Annotated in this window: 19 protein-coding genes; 4 read left to right on the top strand and 15 right to left on the bottom strand. The window is 40.7% G+C overall.

The window, feature by feature from the left end; all coding sequences use genetic code 11:
* Positions 1-122 precede the first annotated feature (122 nt).
* The 4 genes from ACYSNQ_RS16515 to ACYSNQ_RS16500 all read right to left on the bottom strand — a co-directional run bounded on the left by ACYSNQ_RS16515 (position 123) and on the right by ACYSNQ_RS16500 (position 4,916).
* Positions 123-1,799, bottom strand: coding sequence for a ribonuclease J (locus tag ACYSNQ_RS16515; protein ID WP_426084691.1), 1,677 nt, complete (start codon positions 1,797-1,799; stop codon positions 123-125).
* Positions 1,800-1,827: 28 nt separating this feature from the next.
* The gene (dapA, locus tag ACYSNQ_RS16510) at positions 1,828-2,700 is read right to left on the bottom strand and encodes a 4-hydroxy-tetrahydrodipicolinate synthase (RefSeq protein WP_426084690.1); all 873 of its coding nucleotides are present in this window, start codon (positions 2,698-2,700) and stop codon (positions 1,828-1,830) included.
* Positions 2,701-2,726: 26 nt separating this feature from the next.
* Positions 2,727-3,779: an aspartate-semialdehyde dehydrogenase gene (locus ACYSNQ_RS16505; protein WP_426084689.1), complete on the bottom strand. Its 1,053-nt coding sequence runs from the start codon at positions 3,777-3,779 to the stop codon at positions 2,727-2,729.
* Positions 3,780-4,097: 318 nt separating this feature from the next.
* A complete protein-coding gene (locus tag ACYSNQ_RS16500; protein WP_426084688.1) occupies positions 4,098-4,916 on the bottom strand; it encodes a ZIP family metal transporter in 819 nt (272 codons plus the stop codon).
* Positions 4,917-5,097: 181 nt separating this feature from the next.
* Here ACYSNQ_RS16500 and spxB point away from each other — a divergent pair, with 181 nt between their 5' ends.
* The gene (gene spxB / locus ACYSNQ_RS16495) at positions 5,098-6,822 is read left to right on the top strand and encodes a pyruvate oxidase (protein WP_426084687.1); all 1,725 of its coding nucleotides are present in this window, start codon (positions 5,098-5,100) and stop codon (positions 6,820-6,822) included.
* Between the two features lie 509 nt (positions 6,823-7,331).
* Here the strand turns inward: spxB and ACYSNQ_RS16490 are convergent.
* Both ACYSNQ_RS16490 and ACYSNQ_RS16485 read right to left on the bottom strand, forming a co-directional pair.
* The gene (locus tag ACYSNQ_RS16490) at positions 7,332-7,586 is read right to left on the bottom strand and encodes a CsbD family protein (RefSeq protein ID WP_426084686.1); all 255 of its coding nucleotides are present in this window, start codon (positions 7,584-7,586) and stop codon (positions 7,332-7,334) included.
* Positions 7,587-7,665: 79 nt separating this feature from the next.
* The gene (locus ACYSNQ_RS16485; RefSeq protein ID WP_426084685.1) at positions 7,666-8,262 is read right to left on the bottom strand and encodes an alpha/beta hydrolase; all 597 of its coding nucleotides are present in this window, start codon (positions 8,260-8,262) and stop codon (positions 7,666-7,668) included.
* Positions 8,263-8,414: 152 nt separating this feature from the next.
* On the opposite strand from ACYSNQ_RS16485, the gene ACYSNQ_RS16480 reads away from it, so the two are divergent.
* Positions 8,415-9,728, top strand: a complete 1,314-nt coding sequence (locus tag ACYSNQ_RS16480; protein WP_426084684.1) for a putative DNA modification/repair radical SAM protein — start codon at positions 8,415-8,417, stop codon at positions 9,726-9,728.
* Positions 9,718-10,587, top strand: coding sequence for a TIGR03915 family putative DNA repair protein (locus ACYSNQ_RS16475; protein WP_426084683.1), 870 nt, complete (start codon positions 9,718-9,720; stop codon positions 10,585-10,587). The genes ACYSNQ_RS16480 and ACYSNQ_RS16475 overlap by 11 nt, the downstream gene beginning before the upstream one ends.
* Positions 10,588-10,941: 354 nt before the next feature.
* Here ACYSNQ_RS16475 and purD read toward each other — a convergent pair whose 3' ends face one another.
* From purD to purC, 9 genes are read right to left on the bottom strand one after another with little or no spacing between them, the layout of a single operon-like run.
* Positions 10,942-12,219: a phosphoribosylamine--glycine ligase gene (gene purD / locus ACYSNQ_RS16470; protein ID WP_426084682.1), complete on the bottom strand. Its 1,278-nt coding sequence runs from the start codon at positions 12,217-12,219 to the stop codon at positions 10,942-10,944.
* A 15-nt stretch (positions 12,220-12,234) separates the two neighbouring features.
* Complete coding sequence (purH, locus tag ACYSNQ_RS16465; protein WP_426084681.1) at positions 12,235-13,776, bottom strand: bifunctional phosphoribosylaminoimidazolecarboxamide formyltransferase/IMP cyclohydrolase; 1,542 nt, start codon at positions 13,774-13,776, stop codon at positions 12,235-12,237.
* Entirely contained in the window at positions 13,776-14,354 is a 579-nt protein-coding gene (gene purN / locus ACYSNQ_RS16460) for a phosphoribosylglycinamide formyltransferase (protein WP_426084680.1), read from the bottom strand. Before purN ends, purH begins: the two co-directional genes overlap by 1 nt.
* Positions 14,351-15,397: a phosphoribosylformylglycinamidine cyclo-ligase gene (gene purM / locus ACYSNQ_RS16455; RefSeq protein WP_426084679.1), complete on the bottom strand. Its 1,047-nt coding sequence runs from the start codon at positions 15,395-15,397 to the stop codon at positions 14,351-14,353. Before purM ends, purN begins: the two co-directional genes overlap by 4 nt.
* A 19-nt stretch (positions 15,398-15,416) precedes the next feature.
* Positions 15,417-16,862: an amidophosphoribosyltransferase gene (purF, locus tag ACYSNQ_RS16450; protein WP_426084678.1), complete on the bottom strand. Its 1,446-nt coding sequence runs from the start codon at positions 16,860-16,862 to the stop codon at positions 15,417-15,419.
* Entirely contained in the window at positions 16,847-19,069 is a 2,223-nt protein-coding gene (purL, locus tag ACYSNQ_RS16445; RefSeq protein WP_426084677.1) for a phosphoribosylformylglycinamidine synthase subunit PurL, read from the bottom strand. Before purL ends, purF begins: the two co-directional genes overlap by 16 nt.
* Positions 19,066-19,773 (bottom strand): phosphoribosylformylglycinamidine synthase subunit PurQ, encoded by a 708-nt coding sequence (gene purQ / locus ACYSNQ_RS16440; protein ID WP_426084676.1) that lies wholly within the window; start codon positions 19,771-19,773, stop codon positions 19,066-19,068. The genes purL and purQ overlap by 4 nt, the downstream gene beginning before the upstream one ends.
* A complete protein-coding gene (purS, locus tag ACYSNQ_RS16435) occupies positions 19,751-19,999 on the bottom strand; it encodes a phosphoribosylformylglycinamidine synthase subunit PurS (protein WP_426084675.1) in 249 nt (82 codons plus the stop codon). Before purS ends, purQ begins: the two co-directional genes overlap by 23 nt.
* 22 nt (positions 20,000-20,021) lie before the next feature.
* Entirely contained in the window at positions 20,022-20,735 is a 714-nt protein-coding gene (purC, locus tag ACYSNQ_RS16430; protein WP_426084674.1) for a phosphoribosylaminoimidazolesuccinocarboxamide synthase, read from the bottom strand.
* Positions 20,736-21,025: 290 nt separating this feature from the next.
* Between purC and ACYSNQ_RS16425 the strand changes: the two genes are divergently transcribed.
* The gene (locus ACYSNQ_RS16425) at positions 21,026-21,409 is read left to right on the top strand and encodes a hypothetical protein (RefSeq protein WP_426084673.1); all 384 of its coding nucleotides are present in this window, start codon (positions 21,026-21,028) and stop codon (positions 21,407-21,409) included.
* Positions 21,410-21,547 lie beyond the last annotated feature (138 nt).

The raw sequence follows: 21,547 nt of genomic DNA, 5'->3' as shown, positions 1-21,547 counted from the left end.
GAAATTAATCAGTAGAAAAAATGACCTTGAAAAGCTAAAGTTTTACTTAGGCTTTTCAAGGTCATTTGACTTTTAATTCATTTATTATTTAGATGTTCAGTTGTAGATACTGATTTTAGATGTCAGCCCTTCTTCTTCTGTGTTGCTTCCATGATAACTGGTAAAATTACAGGCCGGCGTTTTGTTTGTTCAAACAAGTAGCGGCTTAAGCGTTCGCGAATATCCTGCTTCAGCTTACTCCATTCAAAATCTTTACTTTCCAGATGCTTTTCAACAATCTCCGTAACGATTTTGCCGCTCTCTACCATCAAGTCCTTACTCGTTTTCACATAGACAAAGCCTCTGGAAGTGATTTTAGCGGGTGAAACAATTCGTTTTTCCCGACGATTAATCGTTACTACAGCCACAAAAATTCCGTCTTCAGATAGAATACGGCGATCTCTAAGCACGATGTTCCCTATATCACCAACACCTAAACCGTCAATCATAATGTTTTCAGCAGGAGTAGTCCCAGCTGCAGACATTTTTTGTTTCTTATATTCCAGAATTTCCCCTCTGCCTGTGATGAAAATATTTTTATAAGGAATACCAATTTCATGCGCTAAATCTGCGTGAGCAGCTAGCTGACGATACTCGCCCTGAACAGGAACAAAATATTTAGGCTTCATCAAGTTAATCATTAGCTGTAAATCAGTTGGATTTCCATGACCGGAAACTCGCAGATTATCCGATATTTGTTTGACTGTTCCGCCAGCCCGATAAACAATATCCTCTGTCTTAGCAACAACAGTTTCCATTGCAGTTGTCGGAGTAGTTGTAATATAAACCAAATCACCTGCTTTGATACTTATAGAACGATGGGTTCCATTTGCCATTTTCTGGAGGGATTTAATTGGCTCACCCATACGGCCAGTTTCCAGAATCAACAGTTCATCATCTGAATACTTCTTCATGTCCTTCATCGTTATGATTAAATCATCACTAGGCAGTTCTAATTTATCCAGGCGCATAGCCGTACGGATAATTTTTTCCAAATCTGCGCCAGTCAATACTACTTTACGATTTGAACGGTAAGCGGCATTCAAAACCTGCTGTATTCTTTTTAAATTACTGGCAACTGAGGCAACAATGATTCTGCCTTCCCAATAGCGAATTGTATCAAAAACTTCTTCTGCCACCTGTAGTTCAGAGGCAACAGGTACCGGGTTTTCAGCATTGGAGGAATCACTTAATAAAGCCAAGACCCCTTCACTGCCAATTTCTGCTAAACGGTTGAACTCTGTTTGATACATAGGAGTAGCACTTTGATCAAATTTGAAGTCTCCAGTATAAACAATATTTCCTTCATCTGTCTTCACATTAATTCCAATGGAATCCGGAATTGTATGCGTTGTTTTGAAAAAACTGATTGTTGCATGACCAAAATCAATTTCCGTATGCGCATCGACAACGTGGAAATCATTGAATTTCTTCGTCCCCGGATGGCTGCTTACATTTAATTTTGCTAATTCTACAGTCAGCTCTGTACCGAATACTGGCACCTGAACTTTAGATAAAAGATAAGGCAATGCACCAATTGCATCTGCGTGACCGTGTGTTAGGAAAACCCCTGCAACTCGATCAACGTTCTCTTCCAGATAAGTAAAATCCGGAATCACCACATCAATTCCCAAAAGCTCATTTTCTGGATATTTCAATCCACAATCCAGTACAAAAATTTCATCCTCCACTTCAGCTATATACATATTTTTTCCGTTTTCACGGACACCGCCAAGCGGAATGATTTTTATTGTACTCACTTTTTTCACCTCTCTATTTCTGCTTGATTTATCTATCAAGTATTTGCAATATTTTTTCTTTCTCTTCAGAAGTACATGATACAAGAGGTAAACGTAAATCACCAACAGAAACACCTAAATGATTCAATACCATTTTAACTGGTGCAGGGGAAGGCACAGAAAATAGAGCATTCATTTTCGGCAACAATTTCCGCTGAATGGCAGCGGCCTGTTTAATTTCTCCCTGATCCAAAGCTTGAAACATTTCATAAATCTCTGTGCCAAATAGATGACTTGCAACAGAAATAACTCCTTGCCCGCCAAGCGCTTTTGTTGAAAAAGCCAATGAATCTTCACCTGTATAAACAAGAAAATCTTTTGGTGCCTGTTCAATCAGTTCCGTTAGCGCCTCTAAACCGGCACATTCTTTTACTGCGATAATATTTTCAATCTCTGCTAAGCGAATAGTTGTTTCAACATCCATGCTTGCGACTGTTCTTCCCGGAACATTATACAAAATAATCGGTAAGTCGCTTGCTTCAGCAATAGCTTTAAAATGCTGGTACAGGCCCTCTTGATTGGGTTTGTTATAATATGGAACAACTGCCAGTCCCGCATCGATTCCTTCTATTTGAGCGATTTCTTTAACGAACTCAACAGAGTCTCTTGTATCGTTTGTTCCCACACCACATATGATTGGTACACGCTTATTCACCAAACGGATAACTTCATTGAACAATTCAATTTCTTCATCGTGAGTCAACGTTGGCGACTCACCTGTCGTCCCAGCTAGAATTATTCCCTCTGTATGTGATTCCAGCAAATGTTCCACCAATGCAGGAAGCCGATCAAAGGCAATCTGTCCTGCCGAATCGAATGGTGTGACCATTGCTGTGATAATTGATGCATTTGTTAATTTCATACTTTTCCCTCCAAACCTTCTTTAATCTATACCCGAACTAAATCCATCTCATGTAAAGTTTCTGCTATCTGAACTGAATTCCAGGCAGCGCCTTTCAGTAAATTATCGGAAACCACCCATAAATGAAAGCCATTGGCAATATCTACATCTCTGCGGATTCTTCCAACAAAGGTTTCTTTCTTATCAATACTAGTCAAAGCTTGCGGATACAGCTGTTGAGCCGGATCATCCTGTACAACAACACCAGGCGCCTGCTCCAGCCATTCCCGAATAGCTTGAACAGATGTCGGTTTTTCTACCTCAATATAGACTGATTCCGAATGACCAGATAAAACTGGAATTCTGACACAGGTCGCACTGACCTTTAAAGAGTCATCTTCCATAATTTTCTTCGTTTCATTAATCATTTTCCACTCTTCATACGTGTAATCCTCATCAGCAAAAACATCAATCTGAGGCAACGCGTTGAATGCGATTGGGTAATGCTTTTTATCGCCGCCGCAAGGAAGAATTTCAGCAGTTAATTGATCAGCGGGAACACCGTTCACGTAATCAACAGCCTGTTTTTTCAGTTCCTCCATTGCATTAACTCCGGCACCACTAACCGCCTGGTAAGTAGAAACAATCACTCGTTCTAAGCCTGCCTGTTTTCTGATTGGCTCCAAAGCAACCATCATTTGAATCGTTGAACAGTTGGGATTAGCAATAATACCTTTGTGTCTGTTCAGCGCTTCCTTGTTTACCTCTGGAACAACTAGCGGCACTTCTGGGTCCATCCTGAAATGGCTGGTATTATCAATGACTACCGCACCCCGCTTGACTGCCTCTGGTGCATATATCTTAGATATCCCGCCACCTGCGCTAAATAATGCTATGTCAACATTTTCAAAAGATTCCGGAACAAGTTCTTCAACAATTAAGGTTTGGTTCTTATACTTCAGTTCTTTACCCGCAGAACGTTTTGAAGCTAAAAGCTTAACCTCTTTAATTGGTAACTTTGTTTGTTCCAACATCTCAATCATCTTTGTACCAACTGCCCCTGTTGCACCTACCACTGCAACAACATATGATTTTTCCATACTTAGTGAATCTCCTCTCATCTTCTTGAAGAAAGTTGCTTTTTTTATTTTACCACAGGATGAGGAATTACTACATAGGAAGTAAATCTATTTCTCAGAAACTTTTAAGTTTTCGCCTGCTTTCAGATGTTCTTTATAAAAATGACCTTTGAAAAATTAATAGACCTTTAAGACAGCAAAAGAAAAGCCGTTCCTAAAGGTCTTTACTTGTCATTTCTATTTTTAGTTTCTCTGTCTGAATCAAGCAGATATAAATAACAAAATTACCTATCTTATGAAACAACCGCTTCTACCAATCCAATCAATCAGTTTCTTTGACTAGCCTAAAGCCACATCAAGTACCATCATGATGATGAATCCCAGCATTACCCCAAAAACAGCGAAATGCCGTTTACTGGTAATCGTTTGCTGAGCTTCTGGAATCAATTCCTCCACCACCACATAAATCATCGCTCCAGCTGCGAAAGCTAATGCATAAGGTAAAAGCAGACTCATCTTTGTAACCAGAATCGCGCCAATAATTCCGGCTATTGGCTCAACAATCCCCGAAGCCTGCCCATAAACGAATGCTTTGGAACGACTTAAGCCTTCCTGCCTTAATGGAATTGAAACAGCCGCTCCTTCCGGAAAGTTCTGTATACCAATACCCAATGCTACTGAGATAGCTGCAAGTACCGCTGTTTCAGGATTGTCTGCAGATGCAGCTGCTCCAAATGCCACTCCCACAGCCAATCCTTCCGGGATATTGTGTAGCGTAATAGAGAAAACAAGCAGAATTGTCCGCTTTAAATGGCTGGGCAGTCCTTCTTTTTCATGATTTGGACCGAAATGCATGTGAGGGAGCGTTTTGTCTGCTATGTATAAAAACAATCCGCCCAATCCAAAACCAACACTCACGACCAGCCAGGCAATATCTCCATTTTCCTCAGCACGTTCAATAGCAGGTGCCAACAATGACCAAAAGCTGGCTGCAATCATTACGCCAGAAGCAAAACCCAGCATCAAATTTAAAACATCTTTTTTGATATCCTTGAAGAAAAAAACTAAACCGGCACCTAAAGCAGTCATAAAATAAGTAAAACCCGTTCCAACTAAGGCTTGCTGCCACGGTTCCAATCCAACTAACCAGTTAATCATGTGCTTCCCTCCAAACAATCGTTATCTTTGCTTTCATTTTATCACAGCCGTTTTTTACAGTCCAGCTTATTTTATTTTTAAGCATACCTAAAAATAGTGAAATAAGTGCTATTGTTTGGTTGGAACCCTAAAGGAGCGTATACTTTAAGTGTAAGTATTTCAAGAATTGGAGTGAGTAGCAATGGGAGATACAATTAATGCCGGCGTAGCAATGGTGAAGGTTTTAGAAAGCTGGGGAATCGATCATATTTACGGAATTCCCGGTGGTTCGTTCAATTCAACAATGGATGCTCTCTACAAAGAGAAAGAACGTATCAAGTACATTCAGGTCCGGCATGAAGAAGTGGGGGCATTAGCTGCAGCAGCCGATGCAAAGCTGACTGGAAAGATTGGTGCTGTTTTCGGTTCAGCTGGTCCAGGTGCCACTCACTTAATTAATGGACTATATGATGCACAAATGGATCACGTGCCAGTTTTGGCTTTGCTAGGACAGGTTGCTTCAACTGCAATGAATTATAATTCTTTTCAGGAATTAAATGAAAATCCTATGTTTGCAGATGTTAGTGTATACAATCGCACTGTAATGACTCCGGAAAGTCTTCCCCATGTTATTGATGAAGCAATCAAAGCAGCATACCAGTTCAACGGAGTCTCTGTAGTTACGATTCCAGTTGATTTTGGCTTTCAGGAAATACCTGATACGTATCTTTCAACTGCAAAGAATCATCGTACCGGGCTGCCGATTCCTGCTGAGAAGGACATTAATGAAGCAGCAGCTTTAATCAAACAAGCCAAACAGCCTATATTGTACATTGGTCAGGGAACACGAGGCGGCTGGGAAGAAATAAAAGCTTTCTCAGAGTATTTTTCAATGCCGGTTGCTGCTGCAGTTTTGGCAAAGGGAATTGTTCCTGATTCTTATGAAAACTTTCTTGGTTTTGCTGCCAGAGTAGCAACTAAGCCAGCAAATGAAGCGTTGGCAATCGCTGATTTGATTGTTTTTGTAGGCAGTGATTTTCCTTTTGCCGCTATGTTTTTTAATCCAGATGCTATGTTTGTTCAGGTAGATATTGATGCCGCCAAATTTGGCAGACGTCATAAAACAGACGTTGCGATATTAGGTGATGGCAAAACTGCTTTAAAAATGATAATGGCAGCCGGAGAAAAACGTCCTGCTGACAAATGGTTGGATGCTAATCAGAAAAATAAACAAAATTGGGTAGAATGGTTGAGAAGCTTTGATAATTTTTCTGAAAGTCCATTAAGACCAGAACCTGTTTTCAAAGAAATACGCCGTATTGCAGAGGACAACGCTGTCTTTGTTACGGATGTCGGCAATACTACGATTCATGCTATTCGTCTATTAGACATGAACGGCAGTCAGCTATTCACTACTTCCGGCTGGTTTGCAACGATGGGGAATGGGATTCCCGGAGGAATCGCCGCTCAGCTCAGCTACCCTGACAGACAAGTTTTTACCTTAAGCGGAGATGGAGGCTTTGCCATGGTGATGCAGGATATTATCACTCAGGTGAAATATAAACTGCCGATTATTAACATAGTCTTTTCAAATGATTCTTTTGGATTTATTGAAGCAGAGCAAGAAGATACTGAACAAAAGAAATTCGGGGTCTTTTTAGAGGGTGCTGATTTTGGTTCTGCCAGTGAAGCACTTGGCGCAAAAGGTTTCACAATCACTCATTACGATCAGTTAGAGCCTGCATTTGAAGCCGCAAAAGCAAGTGACCGTCCTGTCGTAATCGATGTGAAAATCCGTAACGAACGACCTCTGCCAGTTGAAGAGCTTGTTCTTGATCCAGAGACCTTTTCTGCGGAAGACATCCGTACATTCAAAGAAAAATATGGAGTCCATGATATGCCTGTTTTAAAAGAATTGCTTAAATAATAATCTGAAAAGTGTATGACCTTATCAACTTGACTAAGGTTGTACATTTTTTATTTTATTAATAATTTTTTTATTCTTCCAGAAAATATGCATTTCTTTCAAACAAGACATAGTTACTTCTTTTCCTTAATTGTCTTAAAAATTACTTATTCTAAAAAAAGAAGTACTTGAATGGCTGGCATTTGGGTATTGTTTGGCAGAGTATTATCACCGGCCAAGTATCAGAACCTCTTATCATAAAACTAAAACAAATGGTAATAGCGTCATGTCTCTTTATGATGAAATATCGTCTGTGAATTGACGGTTTTCGTACCCTGCTTGAGAATTCATCTTTGAAAAAAGCAAGGAAGTTATCTTTATTGTAAGTATATACGGGCTATCTTATTTTTTATTTAGCTTAGAGACAGCTTTTTAAGCTCTTCTCCAGCATACAAAAAAGGGGCGGGACAATACTATGCCTCACCCCTTTAAAACCAAGTAAATGATGTTTTAAAAATAACAGTTATAGGTTATTTATCATCATGTTTGTGAAATTTCTCTTTGATATCTTCGAAGCCTTCTTTGATTTTATCACCAAATTTTTCTGCGCCTTCTTTAATATCATCACCAGCATCACGTGCTTTGGTCTTCGCGTCTGCAAAACCAGATTGAAGCTTACCTTCTGCTTCTTTTCCTTTATCATCAGTCACTTTACCTACTGTTTCTTTTGTTTTGCCTTCCACCTTATCTTTAGCATCATTTACGCGTCCATTTAAATCTGCCATAGTAAACCCTCCTAAAAGATAGTTTCGTTCTTACAATAATTAGCATAACACCGCTACAAACTTCCTACAAATGATTCGCTCAATTATTTTTTTCCAGCCATTTTTTCACTTGATTGATTTCTTCCATCGTTACCTGATGTCCTGCCTCGGTATTCTCAACAGTGACGGCTGCACCTCTACGCTCCAATTGCTTGGACAGGCGCTGAAAGGCTTCCGAAGAAACAATTGGATCATGACTGCCGTGTGAAAGGAAAACTGCTGTGTTGCTCAGCTGTCCGTTTTGAGTGTCAACTCCTAACGACATTGGATGGAGCAGGATTGCTTGTCTTAATTGACTGTTTCTTTCAAGCAGCAAATGACCCGCGATGTTGGCACCGTTCGAATAACCAATGATAATCCAATCACTTAATACAATACCGTTCTCTTTACTAATCTCTTCAATTTTCTTTAATAGATAATCGCTTTCTTCCTCTAAGCTGTTGATATCAAACTGATTAAGTCCATTTCTTTTGAAAAACCGGTTCATTCCTTCTTCTTGAACTCTACCTCGTAAAGAGAGAATAGTGCTTTGCGGGTCAAGATATCGCGCGATATCTACAAGGGAATATTCATCTCCTCCAGTTCCATGAAGCAGTAGAAAATTCTTCCCAGTACCTTTTTCAAACAAATAATTCATTTTTGTACCTCCTTAAATACTTACTTTTTATAAGTAAAATAAGCTTATCATTAATTATAAAATGATACAAATGATTGATTTTCAATTCTACTTTGACACACAAATGATTTCTTGTTAAAATAAGAACATACGTTCGATAAGGAGGCATTATTATGGATCTCACCAGAAAAATAGAAATATTAGCAGAGTCTGCTAAATATGACGTTTCCTGTGCCAGCAGCGGCGTCACTGAAAATACACGAACAGGAACAGTGGGAAGTACTGCTGCTGCAGGAATCTGTCATTCTTTTACAAGTGACGGCCGTTGTGTCTCCTTATTAAAGCTGTTGTTTACCAACGCCTGTATTTTTGATTGTCATTATTGTATAAACAGGAAATCCAACCAAATTCCGCGAGCCACCTTCACACCTCAAGAAGTGGCTGATTTAACGATGGACTTTTACATGCGGAATTATATTGAAGGATTATTTTTAAGCTCGGCCATCATAAAAAATGTTGATTATACCTGTGAATTACTAATAAAAACATTAAAAATTCTTCGTTACGAAAAAGGATTCAAGGGGTATATTCATGTTAAGGCAATTCCAGGTGCTGATGAGCGTTTGATTGAAGAATTAGGTTATTTGGCAGATCGGATGAGCGTAAATGTAGAACTCCCTTCACGTGAAAGTCTAAAGCTGCTTGCACCAGATAAAGATCCGCTGGCCTTATATAAACCAATGAAGCAGATTACTACAAAGAAAAAAGAATTATCCAACTTGCCGGCTGTCAGAAGAGGACCTAGTTTTGTACCTGGTGGACAATCTACGCAGATGATTATTGGTGCTTCGCCAGAGAGTGATCATGCTATCATAAATATAGCTGAAACACTTTATAACAAATACGAATTGAAGCGTGTCTATTATTCTGCATATATTCCTGTCAATCAAAGTTCTCTGCTGCCGGCTGTAACGACTGATCCGCCGCTGCTTAGAGAACATCGGCTATATCAGGCGGATTGGCTGATGCGGTTTTATCGTTTTCAGGCAGATGAAATTCTGACTGCGGAAAAACCAAATTTCAATTTATATTTAGACCCTAAAGCAAACTGGGCAGTGCAAAACTATGAACGTTTTCCTATTGATGTTCAGTCAGCCAGCTATGAAAAGCTGCTTAGAATTCCCGGCATCGGTCCAAAGAGCGCTCAAAATATTGTTAAGGCTCGAAAATATTACCGGCTGCATCTGTCGGATTTGAAAAGACTAGGTGTTGTCGTAAAAAGAGCGCAATATTTTGTTAGCTGTGACGGTGCCACTATTGAAGGACTCATTAAAGAGCCTGAATGGATTATTGCCTCTCTTGTGTCTTCAAGACAATATAAAGCCTTGAAAAAGGCCAATAGTCAAAGCAATCAAGAGCAGCTGTCCTTATTTGATGTGGAACGGTTTGAGCATACAAAAGAAAAGGAGCTTCGCCATGCATATTGACCGTACAGCAGAGGTTTGGGAATATGACAATAGTTTTTATGGTTTCTTAACAATTGTCGACAAAGCGTTTCGGCTAAAAAAATTTCCTGGGAGCATCTGCACACCAGAAACTTCTGCACTTAGTCTTTTTTTTAGTGAATGGATTGAAACAAATGAACCGCAGGCTGAGAAAATCCATCGTAGGCTAAGACAGCTTTTAACTGCCGAAAATTTTCAATTTTTTCAAGATGGATTTAACGCTACTGTAGAAAATAAGGAGCTGCAGCTGCTTGAGACCTTAGAAGTTGCTTTACGTACAAAGGATTCATTAACGAATCATATTGGTCATCCGTCCATTTTGGCTGTACAGCGAGGTATCAAAGCAATGCTCGGAGAAGCACATCTATACACCGGCTTTGTCCGATTTGAATACGCAGGAAAGATATTATTCAGTGAAATAACGCCAAAGCATTTTTCTCTCCCTTATATTTGCCCTCATTTTGCTGAACGTTATCCATTAGAGACGATTGTTATTTATGATACAACCCATCGGCTATTGGCATTGATTGAGCAAGGGCGTATCTCTTTTATCGAAAATACAGACAACCCTAATTTAAGCAATACCCGTGAGGAAGAAGAGCTGATTCAGCATCAATGGCAGTCGTTTCTACAGGCAGTAACTATTCAGGAACGAGCGAATAAAAAATGCCAAATGAATCACCTTCCCCTGCGCTTTCGCGATAAAATGGTTGATTTTCGACATTCAGACAAACTGTCGACTACTGCGCAAACTTCGCAGAAACTCACCAGTATGAAAAAAACAAAAGAAAGCTCACCCTCAAAAAACAATGTGCTACCCTTTCAAAGAGAATCTGGCTGACTATTAGAAAGAAGCTGGGACAATAATAAATTCCCAAACTCAGCATATCTGAATCTGAATAGACGAAAGCCCAAAGCCGATTCTTCGAAAACAAGTCGTGCGATAAATAGGCGTAGCTATTTTCTTGTAATATGCCTTGTTTCTTGAAGAAAAATACTTTTAGCTCAGCTTCTGATCCGATTTATTAGTGGAGATAGCTAGCTTTTAAAGCTAGACATTTTCTAGATACCTCCTTCAGCAGCCTTTGACATTATTGAGTTTTCAACTGCCAGAATTTTCATTCCCTTTAATGTTAACAAAAAGAGATAGCCGCCTCCAATTATGGATTGACTATCTCTTTCTTTATAGATTAAATCAAAGCTTTGCTGATTTCATTGCTTTTGCACCTATATCTTTACGATAGAAGGTTCCAGTTGTATCAACGGAGTCCAAGAGCTGATAAACATTTTGCTGTGCTTCTTCCAAGGTATTTCCTTCTGCTTCCACAAGATAAATTCGACCACCGCTTGAAAGCAGTTTGCCATCCTTTTCTGATACACCTGCATAGTAAACACGCTGCTCACAGTCGCTAGAAAATGCCGGCAGGACTGAACCTGAGATGTATTCTTCCGGATAGCCATTCGCAGCTACTACAACTCCTAAACTAAAACCATCCTGCTTCCATTGAATAGCTGGTATCCGTTCATTAAGAAGATCATCAATAATTCCCGCCAAATCTGTTTCTAATCTTTGCAGCACAACCTGTGTTTCCGGATCACCAAATCGAGCATTGAACTCAATCACCTTGGCACCCTCTTCTGTAGCAATTAGACCAGCATACAGAATACCTGTAAATGGGCAGCCTTCCTTAATCAGACCTTCGGCTGCGGGTCGTAAAACCTTGGCAATCGCTTCATCCACCAGCTCTTGAGGTATTTGAGGCACCGGACTATAAGCACCCATTCCTCCGGTATTGGGTCCTTCATCATTTTCATAGGCCCGCTTATGATCCTGCGCTATGGTCATAGGATAAATTTCCTGATCTCTGACAAACGCCAATAACGAAAATTCTTCTCCCGCCAAAAAGTCTTCTACAACTACTTTTGCTCCGCTTGCACCAAAGCGGTTACCTTCCAGCATATCTTCCAAAGCTGAAATAGCCTCTTCAACACTTTCAGCAACAACTACTCCTTTACCCGCTGCTAATCCATCTGCCTTAATAACGATTGGAGCGCCTTTCATCCGAACGTATTCCTTCGCAGGCTCTAATTCATGGAAGGTGCGGTGCATTGCTGTGGGTATATGATATTTATTCATTAATTCTTTGGCAAAGTCTTTTGAGCCTTCAATCATTGCTGCAGCTTTTTCTGGACCGAAAATTTTTAAGCCGGCTTTTTTGAAATCATCAACAATTCCATTCAATAAAGGCACTTCTGGTCCAACGAATGTCCAGTCAACCTTATTTTGCTCTGCAAAAGCAATTAGCTCCTTATGATTGTCTTCTGCAATATCCACAAGCTGAATGCCGTCGCGAATCATTCCCGGATTTCCTTTAGCACAATAGACCTCCTGAACCAGCGGACTCTTAATGAATTTTTGCGCAATGACGTGTTCTCTTCCACCACTGCCGATTACTAAAATTGTTAATCCCATCATTTTCCTCCATCATCAGTGTCTAAAGTGTCTGATATCTGTAAATACCATCGCAATGCCGTATTTATCCGCCATATCAATTGATTCCTGGTCTCTTATACTACCGCCAGGCTGAATAATCGCTTTGATGCCGCACTCCCCAGCGTACTCTACGCTATCCCCCATTGGGAAATAAGCGTCACTAGCCAGAACAGCGCCCTTAATCTTTTCACCAGCCTGTTTGACCGCAATTTGAACAGAACCGACCCGGTTCATCTGACCAGCGCCAATACCAACTGTTTGATGATCATTAGCGATAACAATAGCATTGCTTTTGACATGCTTCACTGCTTTCCATGCAAAAGCCAGTGCCTGCATTTCCTCTTCAGTCGGCTGACGTTTGGTCACAACCTTCCAATCCTTGACTTCTTCTTTGACTACGTCTTGATTTTGAACAAGTAAACCACCTAAAACAGATACCTTTTCATCATCATCCGCTTCATCTTTATGGGAAAAATCTAATGTCATTAAACGTATATTTTTTTTACCGGACAGTAGCTCAAATGCTTCTTCTGTAAAGCTAGGAGCAATGATAATTTCTAAGAACAGCTGGTGCATCTTCTCTGCCACAGATAGACTAACCTCACGATTCAATACAATAATTCCACCAAAAATCGATACAGGATCTGCTTCATATGCTTGTTCATAGGCTGTTAAAATATCTTCTCCAATCCCAATACCGCATGGGTTCATATGCTTAACTGCTACGACAGCGGGCTGATTAAATTCTCTCGCAATCCGAATCGCTGCATCTCCATCCTTGATATTGTTATAGGATAATTCTTTCCCATGAAGCTGCTTTGCACTAGCAATTGAAAAAGGAACCGGCAGGGCATCTTCATAGAAGGCTGCCTGCTGATGGCTGTTCTCGCCATAACGCAGCGTCTGTTTTAAATCATAAGTCAGCGTTAGGGATTCCGGATTTTCTTCATCAACAAGCTCAGTTAAATATCCAGCAATTAACGCATCGTATGCCGCAGTATGACGGAAAACCTTTGCTGCCAGCTTTTGCCGAGTGGCAAAGCTTGTTTCATCATTTTCAGCAAGCTCTTCAAGAACAAGTGGGTAGTCTGTCGGATCTACTACAACGGTTACAAACTGATGATTTTTAGCACCGCTTCTCAGCATACTTGGTCCACCGATATCAATATTTTCTATCGCATCCGCAGAGGCAACATCCGGCTTCATTATTGTTTCTTTAAAAGGATATAGATTGACACAGACAATATCAATCGGATGAATTCCGTGCTCTGTCATAGCAGATAAATGATCAGATAAATCCCGACGGCCTAACAAGCCGCCGTGAATTTTTGGATGTAGTGTCTTTACTCTGCCATCCATCATCTCCGGAAACTCCGTGACTTCTTCTATGCCAATTGTTGGAATTCCTTCTTGCTCCAGCATGGCTTTTGTTCCACCAGTTGAAATGATTTCAATCCCAAATTCTGTCAGTCTGCGCGCAAAATCAGCAACACCTGTTTTGTCTGAAACACTGATTAATGCTCTTTTTTTTGTCATTAAGCCCGTCGCTCCCTATTTTCGATTATTTTTTTCAGAACTTCTGGATACAGTCTATGTTCTACTTGATGGATTTTATCCTCTAGACTGCTCATTGTATCATCTTCGGTTATTATAACCCGTTCCTGTGCAATGATAGGACCTGTATCAACGCCTTTATCTACATAGTGGACGGTTACGCCAGTTTCCTTTACTCTTGCTTCATAAGCATCTCTAATACCATGTAGTCCCGGAAACTGCGGCAGCAGCGAAGGATGGATATTAATGATTTTCTCAGGAAAAGCTTCCAGTAAAGCTGGCCCAATCAGTCTCATATAACCTGCCAACACAATAAAATTTACTTTCTTTTCTTCCAAAAGATGAAGGATTTCTCCTTCATAGATGCTCTTTTCAGAAAAATCTTTTGGTGAAAAAGAAACATGAGGAATACCTAGCTGCTCAGCACGCTCTAATACCTTTGCCTGCTTATTGTCACTGAACAGCAAAACAATCTCGCCATCAATTTTGCCTGCCTTTACTGCCTCTGCAATAACCTGAAAATTACTACCGTTTCCGGAAGCAAACACTGCAATTCTCATTTTTCCACCTCGGTGAATACAATCGGCGTTTCATTTTGTGCAGCAACCCGGCCAATCAGATAACTAGGCTCCCCCAGTTCTTCAAGAAGCTTCTGTACTTCACCCACATGCTGCGGTGAAACAGCTAAGACCATCCCAATCCCCATATTGAATATCTCATACATTTCAGGAGAAGGGATCTTTCCGTAATGCTCTAATGCTGAAAAAATCGGTAGCACCGGCCAGCTGCCTAATTCAACCACAGCCGTTAATTTTTCCGGCAGCATACGAGGAATGTTTTCAACAAACCCACCGCCAGTGATATGAGCAATACCATTAACCAACTGCTTTTTCACCAGTGGTAAAATGCTCCTCACATATATTTTTGTTGGCTCCAATAATTCTTCTGTCAAGGTTTTTCCTGCCAGCTCAGGAAGCTGATCCGTCAGCTGAAAATCGTTCATTTCAAAAAACACTTTGCGGACAAGGGAGTAGCCATTAGAATGAATACCGCTGGATGGCAAGCCTATCAGCAGGTCTCCTTCAGAGACTTTCTCTCCAGTAATCAACTGACTCTTTTCAGCAACGCCAACAGTAAATCCGGCTAAATCATAATCATCATTTCCATACATTCCCGGCATTTCTGCCGTTTCTCCCCCAATTAGAGCGGCTCCTGCCTGAACACAGCCTTCTGCTACGCCTGCTACAACAGCTTCTAAACGTTCTGGTATATTCTTTCCAGTTGCAATATAATCAAGAAAATAAAGCGGCTCAGCCCCCTGAGCAACGATATCATTCACACACATAGCCACACAATCAACGCCAATCGTATCATGCTTATCTGCCTGAATTGCCAACATCAACTTTGTTCCTACTCCGTCTGTTCCCGAAATCAGTACCGGCTCCTTCACATCCACCTTACTTAGGTCAAAGCATCCGCCAAAACCACCTAACGCACCCATCACTCCGGCACGCTCTGTCCGCTTTACGTGCTTCTTAATCCTTTCTACTACTTCATAACCGGCTTCTACGTCTACCCCGGCTTTTGCATATGCGTTCGCCATGTCTGTCCTCCTAAAATTCTCAGTTCACTTTCTTGTCTTTTGACTGCTCTAATGAAGCTGTATAAGTTGCTTCATAGTCATATAAAGGTGTTGGGTAATCTCCGTTAAAATAAGCCATACATAATCCTGAATAAGGAGCATCATAGTTTAAACCGATCGCCTGAATCAATCCTTCTTCACTTAAAAAGCTTAGTGAATCTGCTGTAATGACTTCCCTAATTTCATCCACGGAATGATTGGCAGCAATCAGTTCTTTTCGGGTTTGAATATCAATCCCATAAAAACAAGGATACTTAAGAGGTGGTGATGCAATTCTTACATGAACTTCTTTCGCACCTGCTTCTTTTAACAGCTGAACAATTCTTCTGCTGGTTGTTCCCCGTACAATAGAATCATCTACCATAATTACCCGTTTTCCTTCAACGACCCCTCTGACCGCCGAAAGCTTCATACGTACGCCCTGCTCTCTTAATTCCTGTGTTGGCTGGATAAATGTTCTGGCGATATATTGATTTTTTACTAATCCCATTTCATAAGGAATACCGCTGGCTTCTGCATAACCGCTGGCTGCCGAAAGAGAAGAATTTGGTACACCAACAACCATATCGGCTTCTATCGGTGCTTCTTGCGCTAGAAGTTTCCCCATATTTTTGCGGGCGGTATGAACATTGACCCCAGCAATATTAGAATCCGGCCGAGCGAAATAGATAAACTCCATTGAACAAATCGCATGCTGCGTGTCCTCAGTGTATTTTTCTACTCGGTAGCCAGTATCATCGATAATAATGACCTCGCCTGGTTCTACATCCCGGACAAAGGCAGCACCACTCACTTCAAGCGCACAGGTTTCACTCGCTACCACATATGCACCATTTTTCATCTGACCAATTGCCAGGGGTCTGAACGCATTCGGGTCCAAAGCAGCAATCATTGCGTTCTCCGTCAACAACAGATAAGCAAATCCGCCTTTCACCTGTCTCAGACTTTCTTTCAGCTGATCAATAAATGTCGGCTGTTTACTACGTCGAATCAAATGCATCAAAATTTCTGTATCTGAATTCGAATGAAAAATTGCGCCGTCTTTTTCAAGCGTTGTCCGCAGGCTTCTTGCATTCGTCAAGTTTCCATTGTGAGCAAGAGCAAAGGAACCGTCATAGAATTTGAATAAAAATGGCTGAATATTATCCACACTGCCATTTCCAGCTGTAGCATAACGCACATGCCCAATAGCTGCTTGTCCTTTTAATGCTTCAAGGTTACGTTCCTCTTTAAACACTTCTGAAAGAAGCCCAAGATCTCTATGTCCATCAAGCTTCCCTTGATTATTTGAAACAATTCCTGCCCCTTCCTGACCTCTATGCTGTAAACTATGCAGACCGAAATAAGTAACCCGGGATGCATCTGGATGACCCCAGACCCCGAATACTCCACACTCTTCATTTAAGCTTTTTACTTCATAAGACATGGAATAGCTTCCTCCCATAGTTCTCTGGCAGCAGTCGTTTTAACTTCTACCTTCCCATCCTGAGCATTAATGCTGATTGTGTTGTCTGCTGTCACCTTGCCGATACAAGCTGCTTGATCAGCTGCCAGCGCCTCAAACGCTGACTGATTCTCAGGGGTAACAGATAGAACAAAGCGTGATTGTGTTTCAGCAAATAATAACGGTAGCGCTGTTGCAACCGATACGTCTATACCTAACCCGTTTTTAAAGCAGGCTTCCGCTAGCGCAACACCTAAACCGCCTTCTGAGCAGTCATGGGCACTTGCAACCAGCCCTTTTCGAATTGCTTCCAGAACAATCTGTTGATTCGCCTTTTCCTGAGCCAAATCAAAAGCCATCAATTTCCCTTCAATTCGACCAAGCGTCATTTTCTGCAGCTCTGAACCGTTAAAGTCGGCTTGCGTTTCTCCAACTACGTAAATTAAATCATCTGCTTTTTTGAACTCCTGTGTAGTAACGTGCGCCAAATCATCGATTAATCCCACCATACCAATCATTGGTGTTGGATAAATGGCTTTCCCGTCTGTTTCATTATAGAGAGAGACATTTCCTGAAATAACGGGTGTATCCAGCATTTCACAAGCTGCAGCAATCCCATCTGCTGATGTCCACAGCTCCCAGAACCCTTCTGGCTTGTCAGGTGAACCGTAGTTCAGACAGTCGGTGATTGCCAATGGCTGACCACCAGAACAAACAATGTTTCTAGCCGCTTCTGCTACAGCAATCTGACCGCCTACTTCCGGATTCAAATACAGATACCGGGCATTACAGTCCGTTGTCATCGCAAGAGCTTTATTTGTTCCTCTCACACGCAAAACAGCTGCATCGCTTCCTGGTTGAACAACTGTATTTGTCCGTACCTGAGAGTCATAGGTTTGGTAAATCATTTTTTTCGACGCGATTGTCGGCTGCTGTAATAGATTCAGCAATGTTTTCCCAGCATCCTCAATGGTTGGCTGAAAATCAGGCATTGCTGAAAACTCTTTAATTCTTGCAGGCTCTTGTTTTTCCTTTTGATAAACCGGCGCATCCTCAGCCAATGCATCTACAGGTAAATTCGCTACTTCTGTACCTTTATGGTACAAGCGGTACAAACCATCATCTGTTACTTCCCCAATTGTTACGGCATCCAAATCATATTTTTTAAACAGTTCCACTACTTCTGATTCATGTCCCTGTTCAACACAGATTAACATCCGCTCCTGTGACTCCGACAGCATCATTTCATAAGGACTCATTTCAGTTTCACGCTGAGGAACATCATCTAAATAGAGCTTCAAACCAGAACCAGCTTTTGAAGCCATTTCTGAGCTTGATGAAACCAGCCCGGCTGCTCCCATGTCTTGAATACCGACTAAAATATCTGAATGATCTAAAATCAATTCCAAACAAGCTTCCAACAAAAGCTTCTCCATAAACGGATCGCCAACCTGAACAGCAGAACGCTGCTGTTCTTCTCCTTCAACAAACTCCTCTGAGGCGAAAGTCGCTCCATGAATACCATCACGTCCTGTTTTCGCTCCAACATACATAATTGAATTACCGACACCTTTGGCCTGCCCTTTTTGAATATCCTGATGATTAATTAATCCAACACACATGGCATTGACCAGAGGATTTCCTTCGTAGCAAGGGTCAAATGCAACTTCTCCTCCTACTGTAGGAATGCCAATACAGTTGCCGTAACCGCTAATTCCAGCTACTACCTCTTCAAGAAGATACTTTGTCCGCTGATTATCCAATTCGCCAAAGCGAAGAGAATCTAAAATCGCAATCGGCCGCGCGCCCATACTGAAAATATCACGGATAATTCCACCTACACCAGTTGCCGCCCCTTCATAAGGTTCCACAGCTGATGGGTGATTATGGCTTTCTGCTTTAAACACAACTGCTTGACCATCACCAATATCTACGATTCCGGCTCCTTCTCCAGGTCCTTGAAGCACCTGTGGTCCAGAAGTCGGAAATTTTCTCAGTACAGGCTTTGAATTTTTATACGAGCAATGCTCGCTCCACATAACTGAAAACAATCCCGTTTCAGTATAATTTGGCATTCTTCCTAAAATATCTTCTTCAATCATCCGATATTCTTCATCAGTCAGTCCCCATCCTGCATAGATTTTCTGATCTTTGATTTCCTGAGCTGTTGGTTCGCTTATCTTCATCATGCTTTATTCCTTACCTTTCCGTAGTTGTTAATGATTGATTGAAAGAATTTCAGTCCGTCATCTGAGCCCAACAAGCTTTCTACTGCTCTTTCCGGATGAGGCATCATGCCTAGGACATTTCCTTTTTCATTGATAATTCCAGCTATATTTTCCACACTGCCATTAGGATTTTCATCCGCATAAGTAAAAACGATTTGATTATTGTCTTTCAACTTCTGCAACGTTTCCTCATCACAATAATAATTTCCTTCTCCATGTGCAACAGGAATCTGAATAATTTCATCCTGTTCATACTCGCTGGTGAATGCGGTTTTTGCATTTTCAACTTTTAAACCAACTGTTTTGCAGACAAAATGAAGGGACTGATTACGAAGCAATGCTCCAGGCAAAAGTCCAGCTTCTGTCAATATTTGGAACCCATTACAGGTGCCAAATACCGGCTTGCCCTCTTCTGCAAAGCGAATAACCTCTTCAATAATTTTTGAAAAACGGGCGATTGCTCCACAACGTAAATAGTCCCCATAAGAAAATCCGCCTGGTAAAAGAACGCCGTCAAAGCCCTCTAAGCTTTCTGCATCATGGCGCACATACTCAGCTTCTGCTCCCAAAATATTCTGCACTGCCCAAAGCATATCCATATCGCAGTTTGAACCGGGAAATACAATCACTGCAAATTTCATGCTACGCTTCCTCCGTGATTTCATAGCGATAGGTTTCCATATTAACGTTTGCTAAAAGACTATCACAAATCTTTTCGATGGCTTCTTCTACCGGCTGATCTGATTTTGCTACTTTGATTTCAAAGTACTTACCAATTCGAACTTCCTCAATTGCTTCATAGCCAAGACGGTGAATTGCTCCCTTTACAGCTTCTCCTTGAGGATCTAAAACAGATTCCTTATACGTTACATAAACTTTTACAAAATACATGTGATGAACTCCTTCTATATGATTAGTTAGTGTTTAGTCTTGAAAATACTTCTTGATAAACTGGAACGATATCTCCTAAGTCACGACGATAAACATCCTTATCTAAATGCTCATTTGTTTCCTTATCCCATAACCGACACGTATCTGGCGAAATCTCATCGGCTAGTAAAACCGTTCCGTCAGTTCTGCGACCAAATTCTAATTTGAAATCAACTAATCGAATATTCAACCTATCGAATAGCTCGATTAAAGCCAAATTAACCTGACGGGCAGCATTCATAATTTCTATAACTTCATGTTCGTCAGCAATTTTTAACTCCTTTATGTGATCTTGATTAATCATTGGATCATCCAGTGCATCATTCTTATAGTAAAATTCCAAAACTGGAAAACTTAGCTTTGTACCTTCCGGGATAGCCAAGCGCTTTGAAAAGCTGCCGGCTGCATAGTTTCGAAAAACAACCTCCAGTGGAATAATCTCAACTTTTTCAACGAGCTGCTCTCTGGCTGACAGCTGTTTAATAAAATGACTAGCGATTCCTTTTTCTGCTAACTCTTCAAAAATCTTTGCTGTAATTTGATTATTTAATTCAGCTTTCCCAAGTACTTCGTCTTTCCTTACGCCATTTAAAGCTGTTGCCTGATCGAGGTACTCTACCCATAACTGATTAGGCTGGTTTGTAGCAAACAGTTTTTTCGCTTTGCCCTCGTAAAGTAAATCTTTCTTTTCTAACAAAAGAATACTTCCTTTCCAAATGATAATAGTTTTATCTTTAAAAATCGTTCGTTTCCTACTTGTTTACATTTTAACAAGGGTAATTTCCATCGTCAACAAAATATGAATGTTTTAACCAAAAACAAAGGTTATCGTTCGTGTTTTTCACGATTTATCTTTTTAAGATTCCTTAAGTTTCTTTTGGTTGTCAGGGTAAGCATTTACATTTCTATAGTTCAGTGGTATTCTTTAGTTAATCATTACAGTAAATATGATCGATAAAGTTTTTTTGATTGTAGGGAGGACTAACTATGCAAGACGACTATACAGCAATTGCTGAAGACTTTTTAGCATTTCTTGCCAAGAATGAAAAAACACGCTTATACAATGATCTGCTGGCTCTAAAAGCGGTACACGATATGAATCAAGACACCGCCTACTACACCTTTAAGAATATTAAGCGCGGTGTAAAGAAATATTCAGAAAGAAGGAAACGTTCTTTCAGCTACGAAAACGATCAACATGTCGAATTAAAGATTCATCAAATACATGAACAGCATTTCTTTAAAAATGCTTACCGTATTGAAGTATCCGTTGGTAATCATGAATGTGGCTATGTTATTGTTGAACGATTACTTGAACAGCTGCAGGCAGTACCTGTTCGTCCGTTTGAGTATCAGGAAGCTTTAATCTAAAATTAAAAACAGGGAGTGGGACAATAGTCAGAAGAAAATCTGATTATTGTCCTACTTTTTTGATTTTAGGGTACACAAAAAGCACGCAACCGTGTAAGATTAAAGTGACTAAACCAAATCAAAAGGAGCGTGCTTTTA

Source organism: Enterococcus sp. LJL51 (assembly GCF_054871795.1).
The sequence above is the reverse complement of the archived record's forward strand: the minus strand, read 5'-3'. Positions and strand labels throughout refer to the sequence as shown.